The 24,566-nt window shown below is 51.0% G+C and carries 23 protein-coding genes; 14 read left to right on the top strand and 9 right to left on the bottom strand.

The features are described from left to right. Positions 1 to 201: 201 nt before the first annotated feature. The 9 genes from ACFSUB_RS11680 (at position 202) to ACFSUB_RS11640 (ending at position 9,545) form a co-directional block, all read left to right on the top strand. Entirely contained in the window at positions 202 to 2,265 is a 2,064-nt protein-coding gene (locus ACFSUB_RS11680) for a sensor histidine kinase (protein ID WP_380713432.1), read from the top strand. Positions 2,266 to 2,278: 13 nt separating this feature from the next. Then, entirely contained in the window at positions 2,279 to 2,860 is a 582-nt protein-coding gene (locus ACFSUB_RS11675; RefSeq protein WP_380713431.1) for a M15 family metallopeptidase, read from the top strand. Positions 2,861 to 3,015: 155 nt separating this feature from the next. Beyond that, positions 3,016 to 4,167 (top strand): MFS transporter, encoded by a 1,152-nt coding sequence (locus ACFSUB_RS11670; protein ID WP_380713430.1) that lies wholly within the window; start codon positions 3,016 to 3,018, stop codon positions 4,165 to 4,167. 97 nt (positions 4,168 to 4,264) lie between these two features. Next, positions 4,265 to 5,260, top strand: a complete 996-nt coding sequence (locus tag ACFSUB_RS11665; RefSeq protein ID WP_380713429.1) for an alpha/beta hydrolase family protein — start codon at positions 4,265 to 4,267, stop codon at positions 5,258 to 5,260. Between the two features lie 38 nt (positions 5,261 to 5,298). Continuing rightward, positions 5,299 to 5,943, top strand: a complete 645-nt coding sequence (locus tag ACFSUB_RS11660; protein WP_380713428.1) for a YesL family protein — start codon at positions 5,299 to 5,301, stop codon at positions 5,941 to 5,943. A gap of 75 nt (positions 5,944 to 6,018) precedes the next feature. Beyond that, positions 6,019 to 6,843, top strand: coding sequence for an aldo/keto reductase (locus ACFSUB_RS11655; RefSeq protein ID WP_380713427.1), 825 nt, complete (start codon positions 6,019 to 6,021; stop codon positions 6,841 to 6,843). Between the two features lie 84 nt (positions 6,844 to 6,927). Next, entirely contained in the window at positions 6,928 to 7,203 is a 276-nt protein-coding gene (locus ACFSUB_RS11650) for an HU family DNA-binding protein (protein ID WP_380713426.1), read from the top strand. A 325-nt stretch (positions 7,204 to 7,528) separates the two neighbouring features. After that, positions 7,529 to 8,998, top strand: coding sequence for a catalase (locus tag ACFSUB_RS11645; RefSeq protein WP_380713425.1), 1,470 nt, complete (start codon positions 7,529 to 7,531; stop codon positions 8,996 to 8,998). A gap of 106 nt (positions 8,999 to 9,104) precedes the next feature. Continuing rightward, a complete protein-coding gene (locus ACFSUB_RS11640) occupies positions 9,105 to 9,545 on the top strand; it encodes a gamma-glutamylcyclotransferase family protein (protein ID WP_380713424.1) in 441 nt (146 codons plus the stop codon). Between the two features lie 242 nt (positions 9,546 to 9,787). Here ACFSUB_RS11640 and ACFSUB_RS11635 read toward each other — a convergent pair whose 3' ends face one another. Genes ACFSUB_RS11635 through ACFSUB_RS11610 form a run of 6 tightly spaced genes read right to left on the bottom strand, consistent with a single transcriptional unit; the run spans position 9,788 to position 16,385 of the window. After that, a complete protein-coding gene (locus ACFSUB_RS11635) occupies positions 9,788 to 10,318 on the bottom strand; it encodes a chromate transporter (protein ID WP_380713423.1) in 531 nt (176 codons plus the stop codon). 25 nt (positions 10,319 to 10,343) lie between these two features. Then, positions 10,344 to 10,904 carry a chromate transporter gene (locus ACFSUB_RS11630; RefSeq protein ID WP_380713422.1) on the bottom strand — a complete coding sequence of 187 codons (561 nt, stop codon included), beginning with the start codon at positions 10,902 to 10,904 and terminating at the stop codon, positions 10,344 to 10,346. A 25-nt stretch (positions 10,905 to 10,929) separates the two neighbouring features. Beyond that, entirely contained in the window at positions 10,930 to 12,246 is a 1,317-nt protein-coding gene (gene allB, locus ACFSUB_RS11625) for an allantoinase AllB (protein ID WP_380713421.1), read from the bottom strand. Between the two features lie 22 nt (positions 12,247 to 12,268). After that, complete coding sequence (locus ACFSUB_RS11620) at positions 12,269 to 13,879, bottom strand: gamma-glutamyltransferase family protein (protein ID WP_380713420.1); 1,611 nt, start codon at positions 13,877 to 13,879, stop codon at positions 12,269 to 12,271. Continuing rightward, a complete protein-coding gene (locus ACFSUB_RS11615; protein WP_380713419.1) occupies positions 13,876 to 15,123 on the bottom strand; it encodes a pyridoxal-phosphate-dependent aminotransferase family protein in 1,248 nt (415 codons plus the stop codon). Before ACFSUB_RS11615 ends, ACFSUB_RS11620 begins: the two co-directional genes overlap by 4 nt. 17 nt (positions 15,124 to 15,140) lie before the next feature. Next, positions 15,141 to 16,385, bottom strand: a complete 1,245-nt coding sequence (locus ACFSUB_RS11610; protein WP_380713418.1) for a Zn-dependent hydrolase — start codon at positions 16,383 to 16,385, stop codon at positions 15,141 to 15,143. 152 nt (positions 16,386 to 16,537) lie between these two features. On the opposite strand from ACFSUB_RS11610, the gene ACFSUB_RS11605 reads away from it, so the two are divergent. The 4 genes from ACFSUB_RS11605 to ACFSUB_RS11590 all read left to right on the top strand — a co-directional run bounded on the left by ACFSUB_RS11605 (position 16,538) and on the right by ACFSUB_RS11590 (position 20,989). Continuing rightward, positions 16,538 to 18,163 (top strand): PucR family transcriptional regulator, encoded by a 1,626-nt coding sequence (locus ACFSUB_RS11605; protein WP_380713417.1) that lies wholly within the window; start codon positions 16,538 to 16,540, stop codon positions 18,161 to 18,163. A gap of 131 nt (positions 18,164 to 18,294) precedes the next feature. Next, complete coding sequence (gene pucL / locus ACFSUB_RS11600; RefSeq protein ID WP_380713416.1) at positions 18,295 to 19,719, top strand: factor-independent urate hydroxylase; 1,425 nt, start codon at positions 18,295 to 18,297, stop codon at positions 19,717 to 19,719. A 17-nt stretch (positions 19,720 to 19,736) separates the two neighbouring features. Then, the gene (gene uraH, locus ACFSUB_RS11595) at positions 19,737 to 20,090 is read left to right on the top strand and encodes a hydroxyisourate hydrolase (protein ID WP_380713415.1); all 354 of its coding nucleotides are present in this window, start codon (positions 19,737 to 19,739) and stop codon (positions 20,088 to 20,090) included. A gap of 149 nt (positions 20,091 to 20,239) precedes the next feature. Next, positions 20,240 to 20,989 carry an SIMPL domain-containing protein gene (locus tag ACFSUB_RS11590; protein WP_380713414.1) on the top strand — a complete coding sequence of 250 codons (750 nt, stop codon included), beginning with the start codon at positions 20,240 to 20,242 and terminating at the stop codon, positions 20,987 to 20,989. A gap of 96 nt (positions 20,990 to 21,085) precedes the next feature. On the opposite strand, the gene ACFSUB_RS11585 is transcribed toward ACFSUB_RS11590, so the two are convergent. Further along, positions 21,086 to 21,712, bottom strand: a complete 627-nt coding sequence (locus ACFSUB_RS11585) for a LysE family translocator (protein WP_380713413.1) — start codon at positions 21,710 to 21,712, stop codon at positions 21,086 to 21,088. Between the two features lie 188 nt (positions 21,713 to 21,900). Between ACFSUB_RS11585 and nhaC the strand changes: the two genes are divergently transcribed. Further along, positions 21,901 to 23,325, top strand: a complete 1,425-nt coding sequence (nhaC, locus tag ACFSUB_RS11580; RefSeq protein WP_380713412.1) for a Na+/H+ antiporter NhaC — start codon at positions 21,901 to 21,903, stop codon at positions 23,323 to 23,325. Positions 23,326 to 23,395: 70 nt separating this feature from the next. Here the strand turns inward: nhaC and ACFSUB_RS11575 are convergent, their stop codons facing one another. Both ACFSUB_RS11575 and ACFSUB_RS11570 read right to left on the bottom strand, forming a co-directional pair. Beyond that, positions 23,396 to 24,031: an NAD(P)-dependent oxidoreductase gene (locus ACFSUB_RS11575; protein WP_380713411.1), complete on the bottom strand. Its 636-nt coding sequence runs from the start codon at positions 24,029 to 24,031 to the stop codon at positions 23,396 to 23,398. A gap of 69 nt (positions 24,032 to 24,100) precedes the next feature. Continuing rightward, positions 24,101 to 24,511, bottom strand: a complete 411-nt coding sequence (locus ACFSUB_RS11570) for an Rrf2 family transcriptional regulator (protein WP_380713649.1) — start codon at positions 24,509 to 24,511, stop codon at positions 24,101 to 24,103. Between the last annotated feature and the right edge of the window lie 55 nt (positions 24,512 to 24,566).

Genomic DNA, 24,566 nt, shown 5'->3' with positions numbered 1-24,566 from the left:
TAAATACCTTTTGAAAATCAACAATTCCTATCAGGGGAAGTAAGGACCTGTGTCTAAAGTTGTGCAATAAGGGAAGAAGAAAGAAAGTTTTGTAATGAAAATATACAATATCGAAGTTGTTTAGCCCTTTTGTATGATATCATTTAATATAGTAAAGCTGAGAAATGTTTCTGTTTCTTGTGTGAATGGGGCGGTTACGGAATGAAAACGATAATCTACGCGTTGTTCCTGGCATTGGCGGCAGGGCTCGCGGGGTGCGGAAATGTCATTCATATAGACGACCAAAAAGCTTCAAATGGAGAATTAACCATTCCGGGCGGGGAGCAGGAAGATGCTGTATATGCGCTGGATGGAGAGTGGGAGTTTTACTGGCGCGAATTTGTTTCTCCTGCCGCTTTATCCGGTGAGGGGCTGGAACCTTGGTATGTCCAGACTCCTTCAGGCTGGTCGGATATGGAGACCGGAAGAGGCGCCCTGCCGGATAAAGGGTACGGAACGTATCATCTTGAGATTGAGATTCCTGAAAGCATGCAAAACGATACGTCCGGTATCTATATACCTGAAATTGCGACAGCCTATACATTGTGGGTGGATCAACAGCTTACAGCGGAGAACGGGAAAGTTGGTGTGAACCGCACCAGCATGCAGCCGGAACACCATCCGCAGACCGCCTATTTTAAACCGCAGTCGGATACGATTGATCTTGTTCTTCATGTCTCCGAATTTCATCAGCGTAAATCGGGGTGGTGGGACTCCTTTTATATCGGTCGGGCCGAAGATATTCAAAGCATGAGGGACCAAAACACCTCCCGGGAGGTGTTTCTTGTAGTCAGTCTGCTTGTCATGGGGTTGTATCATCTTGGTATTTTTGTACTCCGTCCGAGCGATACCGCTCCTCTCTTCTTCGGCGGACTTTGTCTGGCTGTGGCGGCGCGGACGCTGCTGCTTGGGGAAGTGCTGTTTCTTCGCTTTTTCTCCGGCATTCCCTGGGAATGGACAGTGAAGTTCGAATACTGGGCTCCCTGTCTTGGCATTATGTGTGCTGTTTTATTTATCTATACACAGTACAGCCGCGATATGAATAGATGGATACGGAATTCATTTTTGACTCTGTTTTCGTTGATGGCTCTCATCATTCTTGTTACACCGGCACGGATTTTCACAGAAGGCATGATGTTTCTTCAGAGTGCGGCTGTTCTGGTACTTGTCTACATTAATATTGTGTTATGGACTGCGCTTCGCCGTGGACGGCGGGGATCTCGTGCTCACGCCGGCGCCATGCTCGTTCTGCTTGCTTTCGTTGTGAATGATGTTCTGCATTACAATCACGTTATCAATACAGGAGAAACCGTTTCAATCGGGGTGTTTTTTTACCTTTTTGCCCAGTCCTTCATTATGGCAAGCCGTTTCACGCGTGCTCTTACCCACTCCCGTCAACTTTCCGACAGGCTGGAAAAGGCAAATCAAACCCTCGAGGACAAGGTGGAACGCCGTACGCGGAAACTGTCGGAAACAAATCAGGAACTGGAGAATGCCAACCACAGGCTGGAACGCATGTACCGTGCCAGGCAGGAGTTAATGTCTAATATTTCTCACGAGATGGGTACGCCGATGACCTCTATCCAAGGTTACATTAAAGGGATGCTGGACGGTGTCATAGACCGGGGAGACCCGGCGTATCTGCAGCTTGTTTATAATAAAACCCTGTTTCTTCAGAAGATCACAGATGATTTGAGAGAACTCGCTAAGCTGGAATCCGGAGGAATCACGTATACGTTCGAAGAAAGAAATATGAGAGACTACGTAGAAACCATATTTTTTATCTATAAAGAAGAAATAGAACAAAAGGGAATTTCGTTTACTATGGAGGACTCTCTTTCTTCCGGCCGGAGCTGGATGGTATTCATTGATCCCATTCGTATGGAGCAGGTCCTTTCCAATCTGCTGATGAATGCAAAAAAGTTTACACCTGCCGGCGGGGCCGTTTCGCTGGTGCTGCAGGAAGAGGAGAACGAAGACGGGCATTCGATTATCACAGCCGTCCGGGATAATGGTCCGGGAATTGATGAGGAAGAACTTCCAAATGTATTCCGGCGCTTTTTCAAAGGCGGCGCCAATGTAGTAAAAACGGAAGAAGGGGTAGGCCTCGGTCTTGCCATCTCCGCAGAAATTGTGCGCTCCCACGGGGGAGAAGTGGGAGTGGACAGCAAAGAGGGAGAAGGAAGTCTGTTTTATTTCATCCTTCCAGTTTCTCCAAATAAATAGGAAGGGTTCTGGATTGACACTTCTGCTGTCATCCCGTATCTTTGCCGGTAACACCAGTAGAAAGGAACGGATGATGACACTATATTCTGGTTGGGACCTTACATTATTAGGCATCCTTTCTATCATTCTATTTGCAGCCTGGCAGCAGGATAGACAAGACCGGATGGAAGAGATGGCAGCCCGTTCCAGCCTGCACCCTGAAGTCGAGGAAATGAAGCAGGAATTTGTGGAACAGACGTCTGAACAGGGCATCGATGTTGTGATTACCCAGGGGTACCGTTCAAAAGAGCAGCAGAACGACCTTTATGCCCAGGGCCGCAGTGAAGAAGGCAGTATTGTCACCAATGCTGAAGGGGGCGAGTCTTATCATAATTACGGACTGGCTGTTGATTTCGCATTGAGAAAGCAAAACGGGGAAGTGACCTGGAATACAGAATATGATGGAAACAATAATGGCACACCGGACTGGCAGGAAGCCGGAGACATTGCCAAACGCATTGGATTTGAATGGGGAGGCGACTGGCAGCAGTTTCAGGATTATTCCCATCTTCAGTGGAATCCGGGAGTCCGTGTGGAAGAACTGCAGCATCAGTAAAAACAACAAAGTCTCTTTCAGCGTTATATGAGCTGCAAAGGGGCTTTTTTTGATGAAAAAGTGCAGCGGCCGTTCGAACAGATGATTTGAGTCTCGGGGTTTCTTTTTAATATGGTAACCATGTATGTTAAAACATTCTGGAAAGAAGGAAATATATGGCTCAAAAGCTCGCTATTTTATCTATCTCATTGATTACCGTAATGGCCGGGGCCGCTATTTCCCCTGCCCTCGGAGAAATAACAGGTGCTTTTCCGGAGGCAGGCGGAACGCTTGTAAAATTAGTGAATACGATGCATGCTGTCTTTATTATTCCATTTACGTTCGTATCGAGCTGGCTCACGAAACGATATTCCAAAAAAGCGATTCTTATCCCTGGACTGCTGTTATACATCATAGGTGGTATCGGCGGCGGACTGGCGGAAAACATATGGATGCTGCTTGCGACACGAGCGATTCTCGGCATCTCTGTGGGACTTATTATGCCTATTTCGACCAGCATTGTTTCGGATTATTATGAAGGAAACGAACGAACGTCGATGATGGGCAAAGTGAGTGCTTCCAATCAGCTTGGCGGTATGATTTCCATGGTGGCAGCCGGATTGCTGGCAGCCGTCAGCTGGCGCTTTACCTTTTTGGTTTATGCTCTTGCTGTGCTTGTCTTCGTGCTGGTACTGCTGTTTCTACCACGGCGCGCTCCAGCAGCATATGAAAGAGAAGGAAGCGGCGGGAGGCTTGATAAACGTATTATCGGTCTGGCAGCCGCGATGTTTGCTGTGTTTGTGTTGTTCTATTCGATTCCGACGAATATGGCGATCTATCTGCAGGAAAATAATATCGCCGGTGCCTCGCTCTCCGGTGTTATCATTGCTGTGATGATGCTCGGCGGACTGGCCGGCGGTCTGCTGCTGGCAAAAGTGAAGCACATGCTGCAGTCCTACACGGTGCCGGTGCAGATCAGCCTCATGGGGACAGGGTTTTCCCTTATAGCTTTTACGTCCAGTGTGCTGCCGATTGCCTTTGGTGTGTTTCTAATGGGGCTTGGTGCCGGCACGCTGATTCCTTCTATTTATAACGGGGTTGCCGGTGTGACTGCCGGTGCCCAGGTGATGACAGCGATGGCCATTGTGCAGAGCTTCATGTACCTTGGACAGTTCATGTCTCCGCTCGTCATGGACAGTGTAAGTACTTTAGCAGGGCATCCAACGAACCAATTTATTTACAGCATGTCAGGGGTTCTGACGTTAAGCATCGGCGTTATACTTCTGGCTGTCAACGCAATACGCAGGTACCTGGCTGCCAAGAACTGATTCCCCCGGAAAAACTCTTTATACAGGAGAATGTAAGGGGGATAGCAGGAACAAAAGAGGAGAGTGTCGAAGGAATACAGCATGGAGAGGAATGCTGATGGATTATAAAACAGACCAATACTTTCGTAAGCTTTATCAAGAAGCAGAACAATGCCGGGCGGAGCAGTCTGTAAACAAAGCCGCCTTATCTTCGATACTGGGCGGTTTCCAGGAAAAGAAGTCGGACCGTCCTCCTGAGATCATAGAAACGAAAGAGCTGCCGCAGTACCGGCGGGAACGATTTTTGTTTCATTATACTGATGATCGGCAGGGCCCTGTATACGTTCTTACGCCTAAAAACGGAGCAAGCCGGCATCCGGTTGTTCTGGCACTCCATGGTCACGGATATGGAAGCCGGGAGATTGCAGGGCTGAAAGAAAATGGGGAAGAGGCAGACGAGAACAGCGGAATTCACCGTCATTTTGCATCTTTGCTTGCTTCGCGGGGATTTAAAGTATTTGCGCCTGAAATCATCGGCTTTGGGGACCGCAGGCTGGAAGAAGACAAATTCCACTCCCGTCCCAAATCCTGTTACAAAATGGCGGCGCAGCTGCTTTCCGTGGGGAAAACACTGGCTGGTCTCCGCGTGCAGGAAGCAAGACTTCTTCTTGATGATGTGGCTGCCTTTTCAGATGTCCATGAAATCCGCCCCGGGATCATGGGTTTTTCCGGAGGGGGGTTGATTGCGGCGTATACTGCCGCTCTGGATGAACGAATCCAGGCGGCAGTGCTTTCCGGGTTTGTAAACACGTATCAGGAAAGCTTGTGGCCGATGGAACATTGTTTGGATAATTACGTGCCTGGTCTGCTGCATTATGCAGAACTTCCCGCCTTTATCGGCCTCATGGCACCGCGCCCGCTGTTTATTGAATCCGGGCGGATGGATCCTGTCTTCCCATTCAAGGGCGCAGAACAGGCAGTAGGAATGCTCCGTGATATTTATGAAACCCGGCAGGCAGCCGGACAGTTGGAGTGGGATCCGTTTGACGGCGCTCACGAGGTGAGAGGAGTCCGCGCGGTGGAATGGCTGAGTGAAAACCTTTCATCCAACTGACAGCAATGATGAGTAAACAGCAGGAAGGAGAAAGGAAGATGAACAGAAATAAGGCAGGAAACATATTTCATACCACGCTGAACTGGATCACCAGACTTGCTTATGTCAATGTTCTGTGGATCCTGTTCAGTCTGGCAGGGCTGATTGCGGCAGGACTCTTTCCCGCTACTGCTGCCATGTTTGCGGTGGTGCGGAAATGGCTGACAGAAGATGTGGAAATCCCTGTATTACCGACATTTTGGAACGCTGTACGGGGCGAATTTTTACGAGCCAATGCAATCGGTTACACAGCTCTCGTTCCGGCTTATATTTTTTATGTCGACTTTCAGTTTTTTTCTTCTATCGAGGGGATAGTATCCTTTATTCTATTAGTCGTATCCGGGAGCTTGTTCTTCCTTTATGTGATAACCGTACTGTTTTTGTTTCCAGCACTGGCGCACTACCAGGTGCGGATTCCGGAATACTTTAAACAGGCATTTTTCATTGGCGCCGGATCACCCGCGGGTGTCATCATGTCTGTGGCAGCTTGTGTCGTCATTGTATTTCTTACAGCCTGGTTTCCGGCGCTTTTATTCTTCTTTACCGGAAGTGTGCCGGCATATGTTATCATGTGGAGCACGTTACGGACCATCCGGATCATGGAAGAAAAACATATAAAAAGAAAGGAGGGTACCGAGTCCTGACTGCGGAAGAATGATGAACAGATTACAGCACCACAGGTTAGTGGTATGCTATACTACGTGAAGGGTGGAGAAACAATGTATAACGTAACGTTGAATAATGGTGTGACGATGCCTCAGCTTGGTTTTGGTGTGTGGAAGGTTCCACAAGAGGAAACCGAATCTGCTGTGAAAAAAGCACTCGAAACCGGATACCGCTCCATTGATACGGCTGCTTTTTACAATAACGAACAAGGTGTCGGCCGGGCGCTGCAGGAAAGCAGCATCCCGCGGGATGAACTGTTTGTCACAACGAAAGTATGGAACGGGGACCAAGGATATAAGAGGACGCTCGAAGCATTTGAAAGAAGCCTGGAAAACCTGGGCCTCGATTATCTGGACTTGTATTTGATCCACTGGCCGACGCCTGCTTATGATGATTACGTAGATACGTTTAAAGCGATGGAGAAACTTTACAACGATGGGCGTATTAAAGCCATCGGCGTCTGCAACTTTGAAGAAGAACATCTCCAGCGCCTGTTGAATGAATGTGGCATAAAGCCGGCTGTGAATCAGGTGGAATGCCATCCTTACTTTGCCCAGACAAAAATGAAGAAATTCTGTCATAACCGCGGCATTTATCTGGAGGCATGGAGCCCTTTGATGCACGGCAAAGCGGTGCTTGAGGATGAGGTGGTGCAGGAACTTGCCCAGGCGCATGAAAAAACACCGGCTCAGATTGTCATCCGCTGGCATCTTCAGAATGATTCTATCGTTATTCCAAAATCCGTGACCCCTTCCCGTATCGAGGAAAACTTTCACGTGTTTGATTTTGAATTAAGCCAAAACGACATGAAACAGATGAATAAACTGGACTGCGGCGACCGTCAGGGAGCGGTTCCGGGAGAAATGAATAAAAGATAAATAAAAAAATTATGCACAGCAGCAGGTATATTTCCGTCGCGTCTTGAAAGAATAATAGCAGCAGAAAAACAAGGAGGTACCATAATGAATAAAACAGACCTTATTAATGACGTAGCAGAGAGAGCAGAATTAAGCAAAAAAGACAGCGAAGCCGCGGTGAATGCTGCACTGGAAACCATTGAAAGTTCGCTGAAAACCGGAGATAAAGTCCAATTAATCGGCTTTGGTAATTTTGAAATCCGCGAAAGAGCTGAACGGGAAGGACGCAATCCGCAGACCGGCGAAACCATGAAAATACCAGCAAGTAAAGTTCCTGCTTTTAAACCCGGAAAAGGGTTAAAAGACGCAGTCAACGAATAAAAAAGCTGTTCCCCTGCGGGGGAGCAGCTTTTTCTGTATCTTCCAGAGAAGAAAATATGTATCTTCCTCATTATCAATGACGATTCGTAATTGATGACAATGTCCGCTTTTTTCTCAACCCCATCCGGTTATCATCTCTTTTTGTGTATTTTTGATGACGGGCCGCACTATAATCTGTGTTCTCTTTGTTTAGTGCACGAGAGAAAATATGAATAAACGGATAGGTTCGAAAGCGAACTAATTAAAATTATTATAATTTAGTATTGATTTTTCATTAATAAGTGTTATTATAGATGTATATAATAATTCAATGAGGTGATCATGGATGAGTGAAGATAACCGTAGAAATCTTACCACAGGCTCAGGTGCACCGGTCGGAGACAACCAGCATTCCATTACAGCGGGGTCCAGAGGACCGACTGTCATTCAGGACGTTCATCTGCTGGAAAAACTGGCCCACTTTAACCGTGAACGTATTCCGGAACGGGTTGTTCACGCAAAAGGTGCCGGCGCACACGGCTACTTTGAAGTAACCAACGACGAAATCTCCAAATATACCAAAGCGGACTTCCTGAGTGAAGTCGGTAAAACCACACCGATGTTCATCCGTTTCTCCACGGTTGCAGGGGAAGCAGGTTCGGCAGACACGGTACGTGACCCGCGCGGTTTCGCCGTGAAGTTCTACACAGAGGAAGGAAACTATGATCTTGTCGGCAATAATACACCGATCTTCTTTATCCGTGATGCTATCAAGTTCCCGGACTTCATCCACACGCAAAAGCGCGATCCGAGAACACACCTGAAGGATCCGAACATGGTATGGGACTTCTGGTCTCATTCCCCTGAATCACTCCATCAGGTTACTTATCTGCACGGCGACCGCGGACTACCGGCAACGTATCGTCACATGAACGGCTACGGCAGCCACACCTTTAAATGGGTGAACGCAGAAGGCGAAGCATTCTGGATAAAATATCACTTCGTTAGTGAACAGGGCGTGAAATCCCTGGATCAGGCGACATTTGATAAGATTGCCGGTGAAAACCCGGACTATCATACAGAAGATCTCTTCAATGCGATTGAAGACGGTGACTTCCCGTCCTGGAAGCTGTACGTTCAGGTCATTCCGTATGAAGACTATAAACACCACAAGTGGGATATCTTTGACGTCACCAAGACCGTGCCGAAAGATGAATATCCACGCATCGAAGTCGGCCGCATGGTGCTGAACAAAAATCCTGAAAACTATTTCGCAGAAGTAGAGCAGGCTGCGTTCTCCCCGGGTCACTTCGTACCCGGCATCGAAGCTTCTCCGGACAAAATGCTGCAGGGCCGCCTGTTTGCTTACTCGGATGCCCACCGTTACCGCGTCGGAGCCAACCACGAGCAGATTCCGGTCAACCGTCCGGTGAGCGGCACGAGCAACTATCAGCGTGACGGCTTTATGAGAACGGACGGCAACGGCGGCGGATCGCTCAACTACGAGCCGAACAGTTTCGATGGCCCGACTGAAACCGACCGCGGCAGAATCGATCCGTTTGAGGTAGAGGGTCAGGCAGACAGTGTCAACTATGACAGTGAAGACCATTATACCCAGGCCGGTGACCTTTACCGCATGATGGAAGAAGACGAGAAACAGCGTCTGATTGATGCCATCGTCGGCGATCTGGGTGCTGTGAAAAAAGATGAAATCAAGCTTCGTCAGATCAAGCATTTCTACAAAGCAGATCCGGATTACGGCCGCCGGGTTGCAGAAGGCGTAGGACTGCACGTACCGGAAGAGCAGGAAGTCTAAGAATCTCTGAAACACGGAAACTCTCGATTTATTCTCATTATGCAAACGGGCATCCGTCCTATACGACGGGTGCCCGATTTGTGTATTATGATAGAAGGAAAGGAGCATGGTATGTATGAACCTCCCGGTATTTGTTTACGGGACGCTGCGCACAGGTCTTCACAACTATGAACTAATCTTGAAAGAACGGACGGAAGAAGAACGAAGTGCGGTGATGACAGGCCGGCTGTACGCAGCCGTTCATGGACGCTTTCCCTGTCTTGTAAAAGAAGGAAACACGATTATTCAAGGTGACATCATGTACATACAAAACGACAAGTACGATGATGTACTGCAGGAGCTGGACAGACTTGAAGGATACGATGAAGGTGATACAGCCGGCAGTATGTACGTGCGTGACATCGTGACTGTCACGGACGAAAAGGGTCGGGACATCGAAGCTTACACGTATTACTGGAACCAGCCGGCCGGGCTTGGGGAGCACATCGCAAGCGGCGACTGGGTGACCTGGCTGCAGCAGAAACACCGCAGCCCCAGCGGGTGGTAAAGGCAGATTGCCGGCCGCGGAAACACAGCATACGGGCGGTTTTTGCCTGCGTTGGCTTGTAATCCGGCTTACTTGGCATGTAACGTCTTTCATTCGGCTGGTATGGTTCTACATATGGTACGCAAATCCCCGGATCCGGCGGGTGAAACAGAAAGAACCGGCTGCACCAAGCACGCCGGTTCATCGTTTGGATGGTTATGGGATGCATCCTTTCATGCCGCCCCGATCTATCAACAAAGCTGTCAGGAAAGAAAAATAACACCGTAAAGCAGGGCAGCCAATATGACAAACGCCGGGTGAAGTCTGGTCCGTTCAAACAAAAACAGACTGCCGGCGCCTAAAATGATAGTGTGGGTGATCCCGGCATCGGTCATCCCGCTTTGAAAAAACTGCACGGCAAGAGCGCCGAGGAGCACCGCAACAGCCGGACGGATATAAAGCGTCATTTTTTTGACGCGCGGGGAGTCTTTGAATGTATACAACAGGCTGAGCAGAAAGATCATCGCCAGGAGGGACGGCGCGATGGTTGCAAATAATGCTACTGCGGCCCCGGGGATGCCGGCTGCTTCATAACCGATATATCCCGCCATTTTTGTTGCGATGGGACCCGGCAGTGTGTTGCCGAGCGCGAGCATTTCGCCGAACTGTTCTGTCGTCACCATACTGTAGCGTTCGACGACTTCATGTTTGATCAGGGGGATGGAAGCCGGGCCGCCGCCGTATCCTACAATCCCCGGTATAAAGAAAGCCATAAACAATTCCCAGAAAATCATGATGAAAAAACCTCCAACAGGCGCATTATTCTTCAGGTGATGCTGGTTTTCTCCAGTACATCACGCCGATAATCAGAAGCAGGGCGATCCAGAACGCCGGGTGAATGTTCAGAAGTTCGAGAACAACAATGCTAAGCAGTGTAAAGACGGTGACAAATAACCATCCCGTCCGGCCTTTGGTACTTTTCAGCGTATTGTAGGTCAGGGTGAGCATCATGACCCCGACAACAGGAGCAATGGCGCTTGTCATCCCTTGAACGATCGGAGACGATTGAAATGACAGAAGAGCTCCAATCAAAACGATCATCAGCACCACCGTTGGGAAAACAGAGGCGGTCAGTGCGCTGAAAAGCCCGGTTACGCCACCGATACGGTAGCCGATGTATCCCGCCATTTTTGTCATAATGGGGCCGGGAAGCGTATTACCGATCGCAAGAATATCGTAAAATTCTTCATCACTCATCCAGCCGTATCCCTGCACGACTTCTTTGTGAACGAGCGGAATGGAAGCGGGACCGCCGCCGTACCCGAAAATTCCCGCCCGGAAAAAACCCAGAAATAATTGCTTTTGAAGTGTCCAGTCCAAGTCGGCGTCATCCTTTCCTGTCTACCTATGGTTGTTCTACCGCTCCCTGTGCCTGATCATAAACCGTACGTCCACGCTGGAAGGTGCGGACGATCCGGCAGGGAAAAGTGTGTCCTTCATAGAGGCTCTCCCGGTGTTTTGTGTAAAGATCCTGCTTTGTGATACGGGTCTCTCTTCTGAGGTCCACGATGCTCAGGTCCGCATGCAGCCCTTCTTGGACAGCGCCTCTTGTGTCTTCCATCTGAAAACGGCGGGCCGGTGCCTGCGCTCCCCACTTTGCCACGCGGGAGAGCGGTACATCGTGGCCGAGGGCCGTCTCGATCAGGGCGGACAGGGTGAACTGCCCTCCGTTAATCCCGCCCCACGCCTGAAACATATCGTCGGTGTCTTTCAACTCTGGAGGGCAGGGGGAGTGGTCAGAGGTGACCATATCGATTTTGTTGTCCAAAAGACACTGCACGAGTGCCTGCCTTTCCTGTTCTCCGCGGAGCGGCGGCGCGCATTTGGCGGAAGCTCCCCAGGTGAGGAGTGTATCATGGTTGAACAGCAGGTAATGTGCGCACGTTTCCACCGTCACATCCATCCCTTCTTTTTTTGCCTGATCGATGATATGGATGGTTTCAGCGTTGCTGATATGGACAAAATGAAGAGCGCATCCGGTAATACGGGCAAAGGAAAGAGCCCGGCGGACTGCTTCGGATTCTGCTTCTGCCGGGCGCGAACGTGCATATGAATCGGCATCTGTCCCGGTCTGCCGGCTCTTCATGTGCTCTATAATCGGGGCACTTTCAGCATGGAGCGCAAGGACTTTCCCGCAGTCGGCAATTTCTTTCATGCCATCCAAGAGCGTCTGATCGTCCGATTTTTCAAACTCAGGGTTACCGGATGGAGCCATAAAAGCTTTAAATCCAATGACGCCATCGGCCATATCCTTTATATCCTGGACATGACCCGGCATCAGTCCACCCCACAACCCGGCATCAAGGATGGAATGATGGCCGGCATGTTCTTTTTTCTGCAACATGGCTTCCCGTGTGACGGTGGAAGGTACTCCATTTAACGGCATATCAAAATAGGTTGTGCATCCACCGGCGGCAAGCATTTGCGACCCTGACTGAAACCCTTCCCAGTCGGTGCGGCCGGGCTCGTTGAAATGGACGTGCACATCTATCAATCCCGGAAACACGTGGAAACCCGCCGCATCATATTCCCACTCCGCCGTGTCATCGAGGCGTCTGCCGAGGGTGGTGATGATGCCGTCCCGGATGCCGATATCGAGTTGTTCCACGCGGCCGCCCAGGACGACCTCTCCGTTTCGAATTACTGTATCCCATGTATTCATCTTATTTCCTCCTCCTAGTAGATTACCACACAGCAGCCGATCCGTCGGTACGCGGTTCCGTTCCGCCGTAAAGAACGCCGGTGTCCGGGTCCCGCCAGATCACCTGTCCGCGTCCCATTTCATTGGAATCCACCGACAGTTCCACGTCATGCCCCGCCTGCTTCAGCGCTTGTGCGATATGCGGGGGCACGGATCTCTCCAGCCGGACGGTTTTCCCGCCCATCCACTGCCAGCGCGGTGCGTCGAGGGCCGCCTGGGGATTCAGGTGAAAATCAATCATATTCATTCCCACCTGCAGATGCCCCTGCGGCTGCATATAAAATCCCATCACACCAAACGGGCCGACCGGCTGATGTCCCTGCGTGATAAAACCCGGAATGATGGTGTGGTATGTTTTTTTATTCGGCCGGAGTACATTGGCATGCCCGCTGTCCAGAGAGAAACAGCGTCCCCGGTTCTGAAGGAGAATGCCGGTGCCCGGGACGAGCAGACCGGAGCCGAAGTTGTAATAATTGCTTTGAATAAACGATACCATATTTCCTTCGCCGTCGGCGGCAGCGAGGTAAACGGTTCCGCTGTGCTGCGGCGTGCCGGCGCTCGGTACGGCGGCTTTATCTCCGATGGATTCCCGCCGCATGGCGCCGTATTTCTGTGAAAGCAGCTCCTCCGGCTGGACCGTCATATCTTTTGGATCGGTAATATATTGTTCCCCGTCCGCAAAAGCCAGTTTCATCGCTTCAATCTGTTTGTGGTAGGTGTCTGTCTGTTCTTTTTCCGGAAAAAAGTCGGATTTTAATATGTTCATGGCCATTAAAGCAATCGTCCCCTGCCCGTTCGGGGGCGTCTCCCAGATGTCGTATCCTTTGTACGAAATGGAGACAGGGGTAACCCATTCCGGGGTGTACCGGCTCAAATCCCCTTTTCGGATAAAACCGCCGTGTTCCCTGGAAAAGGCATCGATGCGGTCGGCAAGGTCTCCTTCGTAAAAAGAGGCGCCTTTGGACGCGCCGATGTCCTCAAGCGTCTTAGCGAAGGCTTCGGATTTCCATATATCGCCTGCTGCCGGGACGGTACCGCCGGGAGCGAATGTTTCAAAGAAGGCATCAAAGGCAGGACCGCTCAGCTCCTGTTTCAGGGATTCCATCGTGTTCTGCCAGTTTCGTGCGGTTACAGGAGAAAGCGGGAACCCGTCCCGTGCGTACGTGACTGCCGGTTCGAGCACGGTTTCAAGAGATAGACGGCCGAATCGTTCGGACAAAGCGGCCCATGCGCCGGGAGCACCCGGTACGGTCACGGGTAGAAATCCGCGTTCCGGCATTTCGCCGTACCCCTGCTGTTTCACTTCTTCCACGGAAAGATGGTTCGGAGCCGGACCGCTTGCGTTTAATCCGTGCAGTGTATCGTTGATCCAGACGAGCGCAAAGGCATCGCCGCCGATTCCGTTGGAACAGGGTTCCACCACAGTCAGGCAGGCGGCTGTCGCAATAGCGGCATCGACCGCGTTACCTCCTTTTTTGAGCATATCGAGTCCAGCTTGTGAAGCAAGCGGCTGCGAGGTGGTGACCATTCCTTTGGAAGCCGCGGTGGTGGTGCGTTTTGACGCGTAAGGATAGGTTCCAAGATGCTCCTTCATGACTCCTGCACCCCTTCTGTGTTTCTTTGATACACTTCCAGCGCTTTTTGCACCGCGTGTCCTGCGTAAATCGGTACATGATGGGACAGAAGAGCCGCTTCAAGGGCAGACAACGTGAAAAGAACATTTTCGCGCCGGCAGCTGTATCCCATCGTGCCTATACGCCAGATTTTTCCTTTCAGTGGACCGAAAGATGCTGCGATTTCCACCCCGAACTGTTCCAGCATTAGATGCCGGATGGCGTCTGCGTCTACGTTATCGGGGATGGTCACGCAGGTGACCATCGGAAGTTTGGCGTCGTGATCGGCATACAACGATAATCCCATAGCCTGAAGCCCCACTTTTAATGCCTGCTCATGAAACCGGTGGCGCCTGAAGCGCTCTTCGAGTCCTTCTTCGAGAACAATACGCAGACCCTCCTGCAGGCCGTACAGCATGGTAGTCGCTTCGGTATGGTGATTCAGCCGGCGCGGACTCCAGTAATCCTGGAGCTGGCTCAGGTCAAAATAATTGGAAGCGATCGGCGGCTGTTTTCTTTTTTCCAACTCGTCTTCGGCTGTTGCAATCCCTTGTTCGACTTTTTTGCGGGCGTTTACCACCTGTTCCACCCGCTCATTGTAAGTGATAGGCGCCATTCCGGATGGAACGGAGAGACACTTCTGTGTACCGGCGATAGCGGCGTCTACATACCATTCATCGACTTTTACGTCTGTACCGCCCAGTGACGCTACGGCATCGACGACAAAAAGACTGCCCATCTCCCGGCAGCACCGGCCGATTTCCTGGAGCGGCTGGAGACAACCGGTTGACGTTTCCCCGTGGACAGCGGCCACGATGTGCGGCTGTATCCTCTCGATCTCATCGATCACCTCGGCCGGTTCGAACACCGTCCCCCACTCGCACTCCATCGTGAATACCTCGGCGCCGTAACGTTCGGCAATCTCTGTAAGAAGCTGTCCGAACCGGCCGAACACAGGGACAAGCACTTTATCCCCCGGATGAATGATGCTGCATAATACAGCTTCCAGTCCGGACCGGGACGTGCCGTCAATGGGAAAGGCCCAGTGATTGGACGTCTGAAATACCCGGCGCAGGTCTGCCATGACGTCATTCATCATGGAAGTGAAAAGAGGATCGAACTGTCCGAGTATCGGTGTGCTCATGGCTCTCAGCACACGCGGCTCCGCTTCGACGGGTCCCGGGGTCATAATGGTTCGTTTCGCTGGAACAAATGGCTGCGTCATATCGATTATCTCTCCTTTTACCAGGCAATGGTATAAAGAAATTCTGTCATCATACGTACACCTTTTTCAAGATCTTCCCGGCAGGTGAATTCCTGAGGGGAATGGCTGATACCATTTTGGCTCGGCACAAAGAGCAGGGAGGTGGGAAAATGGTTTCCAAATACCTGGGCGTCATGCCCTGCGCCGCTGAACATAGGGTGGGTCGGTATGCTATGCATGCTGCATTGCTCAAGAGCTCTGCGCGTCAGGCCGGGATCCATGGAAACCGGAGAGACATCCAGCCATTTCGATGCCTGCATGGAAACGCCGTTTTGTTCAGCTGTTTCTTCCAGCTGGGTGAATACGGAAGAACAGAAGGCATCCAGTACATCCTGTCGGTGGTGACGGATGTCGAGAGAAAACACAACATCACCTGCGATGACGTTTGCCGTATTCGGCCGTGCTTCGATTTGTCCAACAGTGGCGACAAGATGATCATCGGTAAAGGCTTCCTGGTGAATCCAGTGAATCATTTCCGATGCGGCTGCCATAGCATCTTTGCGGAACGTCATCGGGGTTGTTCCGGCATGATTGCTTTCTCCTTTGACATGAATGTGATAGCGGCGCTGTCCGACGATTCCCTCGACAACGCCGACGGAGCAGCCATTTTTCTCCAGAACATGTCCTTGTTCGATATGCATTTCCACAAAGCACTCGATATCAGAACGATGCGGAGCCGGATACTGGTTTTTTCCGAAACCAGCCTTATGCATGGCTGTTTCCAGAGACACTCCCTCTTTGTCTATGTAATCTTTCGGATCTTCGCCCGCATACTGCCCCGTAATATGACCGGATCCCCAGAACGTGATGGGAAAACGGCTGCCTTCTTCCTCACACAGAGAAACAACATCGATCGTTTTTTTCGGCGGTCCGTACGCTTCCATCAGCCGGGTCACTGCAAGATAGGACGCGACAATGCCATACGTGCCGTCATATTTCCCGCCGTTGACAACTGTATCGATATGGGAGCCGGTGACGACAGCCGAAGATGTCTGCTGTGTTCCTTCCACTCTGCCGTAGAGATTTCCGGCATCATCGAAAAAAGGGGTTAATCCTCTGTCCCGAAACGTTTCAAAAATCCCGCGCTGCGCCTCAAGCCAGCTGTCAGAGTAGAGGAGGCGTGTTGCACCGCCTTCTTTCGTTTCTCCAAAGGATGCCAGCCATTCAATCAGTCTGAGGGTTTCACTCTCCGGCAATTCGGACACCTGTAAATCCGTACTCATGATGAACCTCCTTTTGTTTTATGTCAGTATTTCTAACATAAAAGCTTTGTGTTGGTTATTTTACTGCTAATATACACCTAAAGCATTAGCAGATGTGTCATTTTTTCCGCAATTTATTGTGAAAGGTGACTAACGAAAAGGAGGGCTTTGGCATGCACCTGGAAGATATTTTAGAGCTCCCGGTATTTGAGAAGGCGGAACTGGCAGCTGGAGAAAACGGGAAGAAACGGGAGGTGCAGCACGTTAATATGATGGACGCGCCGGATATTGTAGATTTTCTTCGAAAAGACGATCTACTTGTGACCACGGCCTATCATTTTAAGGATGATACGTCGCTCCTTCTTGAGCTGATGGAACGGATGGCAGAACAGGGGTGTTCCGGCCTGGGCATCAAAACAGGGAGGTTTTTGGACAGCATTCCGTACGAAGCGCTTGCTCTGGCGGACCGGCTCACTCTGCCGCTGATCGAACTGCCGCGCGACGTCCGTCTTGGTACGATTATAAATCAGACGCTCAGCTCGATTCTGAATATGCGGACGAATGAGCTGAAACATGCCATGGAAGCGCACCGCGCGTTCACCCATCACATTATGAGCGGAAAGGGGTTGAAGCCCCTGCTGCAGCAGGCCGCCTCTATGATTGGTCATCCTTGTCTGCTGCTGGATCAGCATTCCAAACCTATAGCATCCTCAAAGTCCCGTATGGACATTGCTGATGATATGGAAAGGTTGCAGCGAAGAGGATATTCTTTTTTTCTTCCGCAAGCATCTCATTCCAGCTTCACCCTGTTGCAGGAGAGCGGAAAAACGCGGACGGTTACTGTTTTTCCCATTTATACTCACCAGGTCAGGTGCGGGACGTTCGTCGTTCTCGGTGATATTCCGGATGCCGGCAGCGGTGCCATATTGACGGTGGAGCAGGCGACTAATGTCATTGCCTTCGAGCTGATGAAGGAAAATGCGTTAAAACAGTACGCCCGCCGTGCGAAAAATGACTTTTTCATCAACTTTGTGGAAGATGCGTTTTCCTCCAATGAAGAAATCATTAACCGGGCCAAAGAATTCAATCTCAGCAAAAATCAGAAATATATCGCTGCGGCCGGGCGGCTTGATGAAGATGAGGTCCGCCTTAGTTTCGCCCAGCATCAAATAGAAGCGGACCGTGTTTATGAGTATCTGGAGGAAGAACTGGACGTGTTCATGTTACCGGCTCATTTCTTTATGAAAGGTAACATGTGCCTGCTGCTCATCGAGATTGAGAATATGCCTGGGGATATTCATGATGTGGTCGAGGAGCTGCTGGAAGAACTGCAGATCAGCATCTATACTCAGTTCGAGCGCTCGATTTCGTTTGGCATGAGCAATATCAGCCGTCAGTTTCTCGAGGTGAAAGAGGCGTATAACGAAGCGGTGAATGCCCTGGAATCCGGTCATTTATCAGGCAGCCGCTCGTTTATCCAGACTTATCATACAAAAGACATTGCGGAATTGCTGCGCATTATTCCGTCGGATGATCTGGAGAAATTCTGTGCGTACACACTGCAGGCTCTGTTGGATGTCTCCAGGGGTGACCAAAGCCTGCTGCATACTTTATCGGTGTATCTTGAGACGCACTGTCAGATATCAGAAACGGCAAAAAGGCTGTATGTGCACCGCAATACTGTTATCTACCGGCTGGAAAAGGTTGAGCAGATACTCGGACAGGACCTGAAAGATCCTGAGACCACTCTGCGGCTGCGGCTCGCCCTGCGGATACAGACATCTCTTCAGTTAACATGACAGGCGGAATAACCAATGCTTCTTTCTTCTTTTAGTCATGATAGCTAATGCTGCAGATTGGACTTTTCGTTAGGATATGGCATAAGACACAAACTCATGTGAAGAAAAATAACATATTGGTGGTGAGGATAATGACAGGGGTGGACAAAATCAATGGTATGACCCGGGAAGTATTTATCGAAACGTTCGGCGGCCTGTTTGAACATTCGCCCTGGGTGGCGGACAAAGCGGAAAACGAACGGCCGTTTTCTTCCTTTGAAGCGCTTTTTGAAACGATGAGAGGTGCGGTGGAGGCGTCCGGCCGGGAAGCGCAGCTTGGTCTGCTCCGGAAACATCCACAGCTCGGGGCTAAAGACAAAATGAGTTTCACTTCCTCGGAAGAACAAAAAGGAGCCGGATTGGACCGGTTATCCGAAGAGGAATTCGAAACGTTTCTCAGATGGAATGAACAATACCGCGAAACGTTCGGTTTCCCTTTTATTCTTGCGGTGAAGGGACAGACGAAGCGTGACGTCTATCAGTCGCTGCAGGAGCGGATGTCAAACGGATATGAACAGGAATTTCAAACAGCACTGCAGCAGGTGTACCGGATTGCCTGGCTCCGTCTGCAGGATAAGATGACACCAGTTAGGAGCGATAGTATGCGTCGAACCATGTCTTATGGAAAAGGGAATGTTTTTGCCTATCGCACATTTATGGAGCCGTTGACCGGTCTTAGCGGCATTCCGGAATCTTCGTTTACGAAAAAGGATCATACTGTTTTTGGTCTGAATGTCACGGTGGAACTTGGCGGAGAGGCGTTTCTGTCGTCTTTCACGGAAGGAGATAACAGCGCGGTTGTCGCGACAGATTCCATGAAGAATTTTATCCAGCGGCATTTAGGATCGTTCGCTGGAAAAACGGCAGAAGGTTTTGTTCAGTACGCGTCGGAGGCTTTTCTGAAGAAATACCCGCATATTGAATGGGTTCAGATGACGGCCGAAGAGCTGCCGTTTGAAGCGGCGGTGTCGAACGGGGCATCCGGTGGTCTGGTGTTCAACCGGTCGAGAAACGAGAAGCTGCAGACCTTTATTCAAATGGAACGAAACGGGGCGGAAGCAGTCGTCACCAGGCAGTACAGTGAAGTACGGGACCTGCAGCTCGTCAAAGTGAAAGACAACTCCTTCACCGGTTTCATCCGTGACGAGTACACGACCCTTCCGGAGGACAGCAACCGCCCATTGTTTGTGTATTTAAACATAGGCTGGACGTATGAAGACGAGGACGATGCGCACGCCGAAGATCCATCAAGGTACGCTGCGCCCGAGCAGGTACGGGATATCGCGGGCGCTGTGTTTGAAGAGGTGGCGTCCCCGTCGATTCAGAGTCTGATCTACAGCATTGGACTGCGGGTGCTCCAACGCTTCCCCCAGCTCACAGAAGTAACATTTGAATCGCAGAACCGCACGTGGGACACGGTCCTGGAAGATATAGACGGAAGTGAAGGAAAAGTGTACACCGAACCGCGTCTGCCTTTTGGTTTTCAGCATTTTTCTGTGACACGCGATGATTTGTAAAAAAAGGAGGCAGCTGCATGAGTGGACTAACAACCCATATATTGGATGTATCGCATGGCCGTCCGGCTTCCGGGGTCTACCTGGAACTCTACCGGATAGAGGACGGCCGGTTTGAAAAAGTGACGGAAACGAGGACAAACGAAGATGGCAGAGTAAGCGGCCCGCTTCTTGAATCCGGACAGATGGAAGCCGGAGAATATGAACTGCTTTTTGATATAGGAACGTACTTTGAAAAAAAGCAGGCAGCCACTGCCGATCCCCCGTTTCTTGGAAAAGTGGCGGTCCGGTTCGGCATCGCCGACCCGCAGGAACATTACCACGTACCGCTGCTGGTATCGCCGTGGGGATACCAGGTTTACCGCGGCAGTTAGTGGTGCTATTACACTGATGAAAAAGAGTTGTTGAAAAAATGTGAATACATTGTAACCTCCTGCACATCTTCCCGACATAAAGGGTAGACAGTGAAAAAACAGCAAGATAAGACCTCAACGCACAAAAAATCAGGAGGAGGAATTATATCATGTTGAAAACACGAATGAAGAAGGCGGCAGGAGCCGTTGCAGCTCTCACCGCAGGAGGGTTTCTGTACGCCGCCGCTTTCAGTACAGCACCCGTCGAAACAGCAGAAGCCGCATCATCGGAAAGCAGCATGCAGACCGGGACTATTGTCGTGCAGGGAGAGTCCAGTGTCAGTGTAGAACCGGATACGGCACAGCTTCGGCTCGGCGCCGAAGTAACTGATACATCCGCCAGCACCGCACAGCAGCAGGTCAGTGAACGGATGAGCGCCATCCGTGAAGCCATCAATCAATATGACATTCCGGAAGAAAATATCGAAACCTCCTATTTCGGCGTGAACACCGACCACGCAGCAGAAGGCGGTGAAGAACAATTCCGCGCCCGCCATATTCTATCGGTGGAATTCAGTAAGATCGACCAGGTTGGCCAGCTGCTGGACGACGCTGCCGCTGCCGGCGCCAACCAGATTCAGCAGACCCGTTTCACTCTGCAGGATCAAACCGAGTATGAACAACAGGCCCTCCGGCAGGCTGTCGAAAACACATCTGCTAAAGCCGAAGCCATGGCCGCCGGTGCCGGAAAATCAAGCGGAGCCGTCCTCCAGATTTCCGAAAACGGCGCCCAGGTCGACCTCCCTGCCGGAAACTATGCCCGCGAAGAATCGCAGAGTGCTGCCGATAACAGTACCTCTATCGAACCCGGCCAGGTCGATATCACCCAGCGGGTCAGCGTGGTTTATGAGTTGGATTAAAAATCACGTCGCAAAGTGCTGAATACGGTGGCATGCAGGCGGATTAATACCCGTGTGATAAAAACAGCCTTTGGTGCCAGGCACCAAAGGCTGTTTTTATTTTTCCCCGAGCACCAGCTGCACCCCGATGATGGTGAACAGCAGTCCCTGCACAAGGTTCATTTTCCGCGCGGCGCCGGGGTGATTCGTGAGCAGCCGTCCGGCCTGATGGGCGAGCAGACTGACCGTGCCGAACACGAGAAAGGCCTGCGCGATAAAAATTCCTCCCAGAACAGAGACCTGCAGCGAAGCGGGACCGGCGCCGGTGTGGATGAACTGCGGCAGAAGCGCGAGAAAAAAGAGTGCCACTTTTGGATTCAGCAGATTCATGATAATCCCTTTTCTATACAGACTGCGGTAGGAGGCGCCGCTGTGCTCCGGCATGTCGAGGCCGGGCTGTTGCCGGCTGCGGAATGCTTTCCAGGCGAGGTAAAACAGGTACAGGGCGCCGGCATATTTCACGATCGAAAACGCGAATGCGGACTGATAGATGACAGCGGAAATCCCTGCGGCCGCTGCTGTAATATGTACAAGCAGGCCGGTGCAGAGGCCGCACGCCGTCACTACACCGGTCTTCGCGTTCTGTGCTATGCTTTGTGCGGTGACAAATAAAATGTCGGGACCGGGGCTTAGAGTGAGTAGAACCGAGGTACCTAAAAAAGCGGCCAGTACAGTAGTATCCATGATCATTCCCCTTTGTACGATGCTGCGGATGAAATGTCTCCCTCTCATTGTTCTGATTCCTTTGTTTATCGTATCATAGGTTAGGAGAAAAAATCGCGGCTGTTCTGCGCGCTTATCTTTACTGCTTTAAAGCATTTCAGTTCGGAGCTGGACCATCATTATTTTTTAGAAAGACGGGGAACGACGACATGAAAACAAAACAGGCAACGTTAACCGGATCTCTCATTATGCTGCTTCTGATTACCACCGTGCTTGGTGTCAGTATTCTGCACTACGGGGTCCTGCCGCACATTCCGATTGTGCTGGCGACGATTATTACAGCGGTATACGGGCTGATGCTTCGGTACAGCTGGAAGGACATGGAGCAGTCCATGGTAAAAGGTATTTCCTACGGGATACCGGCTATTCTGATTTTAAGTCTGATTGGTATATTGATCGGGGTATGGGCTCTGAACGGCACCGTGCCGACGATAACGTTCTACGGGCTCCAGGTGCTTTCGCCGGATTTCTTTCTGGTGACAGCCGTTATTATTACAGCGGTGGTGGCCACGATGACCGGGAGTTCCTTGAGCGCGATGGGGACGATTGGTGTATCGCTGATGGGCGTTGCCTACGGTATGGGGATCTCACCTGAGATGACAGCGGGTGCGATTGTGTCCGGCGCCATATTCGGTGACAAATTGTCTCCGCTGTCGGATACGACGAATCTGGCGGCGGCTACGGCCAAGGTGGATGTGTTTGCGCATATCCGCCATATGCTTTGGACGTCGATACCGGCTTTTCTCATTGGATTAATTATTTTCGTTTTCATTGGTTTTACGAACAACCGGGGAGGCGCCGATACGTCCCAGGTGGATGAAATGGCCCGCACGATGCAGTCTGAATTTATGATTACGCCGGTGACGCTGTTGTCCCCGCTTCTCATTATCGGCCTGGCCGCACGCCGCGTCAAACCTGTGCCTTCGCTTGCGATCGGCCTTGTTGCCGCAGTGCTGACGACGTTTTACACCGCCCCGGGGGCAGGACTTGGTGACATTATGACGGCCGCTCATGAAGGCTACACCGCTGATACCGGAATGGAATCGATAGACAGCCTGCTCTCTCTCGGCGGTCTTCAGAGTATGTTATCCGGAATATCTCTGATCATCGTGGCGCTTGGGTTCGGGGGATTGTTCCGCGGTATCGGCATCGCCCACGCGCTGATTGACAGCTTGAAACAAGTTCTCCGTAAAAAAGGCAACGTTATCAGTTCGACCGTTGTGTCTTGTTTCGGCGTGAACGCGGTGATCGGGGAGCAGTATTTATCCATCATTCTCCCGGGCCAGATGCTGGAGGATTCTTACCGCAGTGCGGGACTTCATCCGAAAAATCTGTCGCGGACGCTGGAAGACGCCGGTTCGGTGCTGCATCCGTTGATTCCGTGGGGGGTGATTGGAGCGATTGTGATGACGACGCTGGATGTCGGCATGGGGTATGTCTTCTTTACCTTCACCAGCCTCGTTACGCCGTTTATTACCCTGTTTTACGCCTACACCGGCTGGACCCTGACGCCGCTTGATCAAGATACCGAAAGCATAGTGGATACCGGCGGGGAAAAAGAAAACACATCATAATAGGTGAAAAAACCCGGACGATGCGGTCTAGTCTTTAGCCGATCGATCCGGGTTTTTCTGTTCTGTTTGTTTATTGTTTTTCCCCAATAACGGTATAACGCTCATTCTCGTGTTCTTTGTTTTCGAGTTCATCGAGAACTGCGATGGCGTAGTCGGCGTAGCTGATGTAGCTGTTACCTTCGGAGTTTGTGATCATATGGTCTTTGCCGACTTGATACGTGCCGGTACGCGCGCCTTCTGCGTCAAATTCCACGGCCGGGCTGAGGAATGTCCAGTTCAGATTCTGTGCGTTTTGAAGTCGGGAGAGGGCTTCAGCCATGCCGCCGGCCATTGGTTTGATCGCATCCGGAAAGTCCGGTGTATCGATGACCTGCGTGGTCTTGTCTTCGTCTACATAAAGGCTCGCTGCTCCGCCGACAACGAACAGGCGCGTATTTGTGCCCTGAAGCGCTTTGGTGAGGACATCAGCTGCGTCGATATGAGGCTGTCCCTGATCAGGTGTGGTGCCGAATGCGTTAACGACAACGTCAAAGCCGGATAGATCTTCCTGTGTCAGGTTGAAGATGTCTTTTTCGATAACAGGAACATCGTGCTCAAACTTGGAACGGTTGCGTATAATCGCCGTTACGTCGTGGCCGCGCTGCTGTGCTTCTTTTAAAATAAGATCTCCGGATTTTCCTGTTGCGCCGATAATACCGATGTTCATGGGAATTCCTCCTGTATGAAATGATTTTGTAACTAATTAAGTTACAGGATCGGCATGGATAGACACCTTTCAGGTAAAAAGGTGCTCCATGGTATCTGCGAGTGTCTGCCGGGCGAGTTCGTTTTTCATTGCCTGCTCCGCGCGTTCAAAATGTGTATCGAGTGTGTCCTGTATGTTGCGGCCGACCCGGCAGTCCGGATTCGGTTTGTCATGAATGGAAAACAGGTCTTCCCCGGCAAAGACGGCGTCGTACACATCGAGCAGCGTAATCTCTTCCGGCGCTTTAGTGAGTACAGCTCCTGCTGTTCCGGGAGATGACGTGACAATGCCCGCTTTGCGGAGCATGCCGGTCAGGCGCCGGATGACAACGGGGTTGGTCTGCACGCTGCCTGCGATGTACTCGGACGTCAGCCGGTCACGCGGGTGAGACGCCAGCAGGGATAAGATATGAATGGCAACACTGAGACGGCTGTTAATCATGATGCATCCCGCTCCTGTAACAAGATTGGTTACAAATCTACTTTCACTATAATCG

The organism is Salibacterium lacus, assembly GCF_042684865.1.
Taxonomy (GTDB): Bacteria; Bacillota; Bacilli; order Bacillales; family Marinococcaceae; genus Salibacterium; species Salibacterium lacus.
Note: the sequence above shows the minus strand (reverse complement) of the source record. Positions and strands in the feature narration are given on the sequence as shown.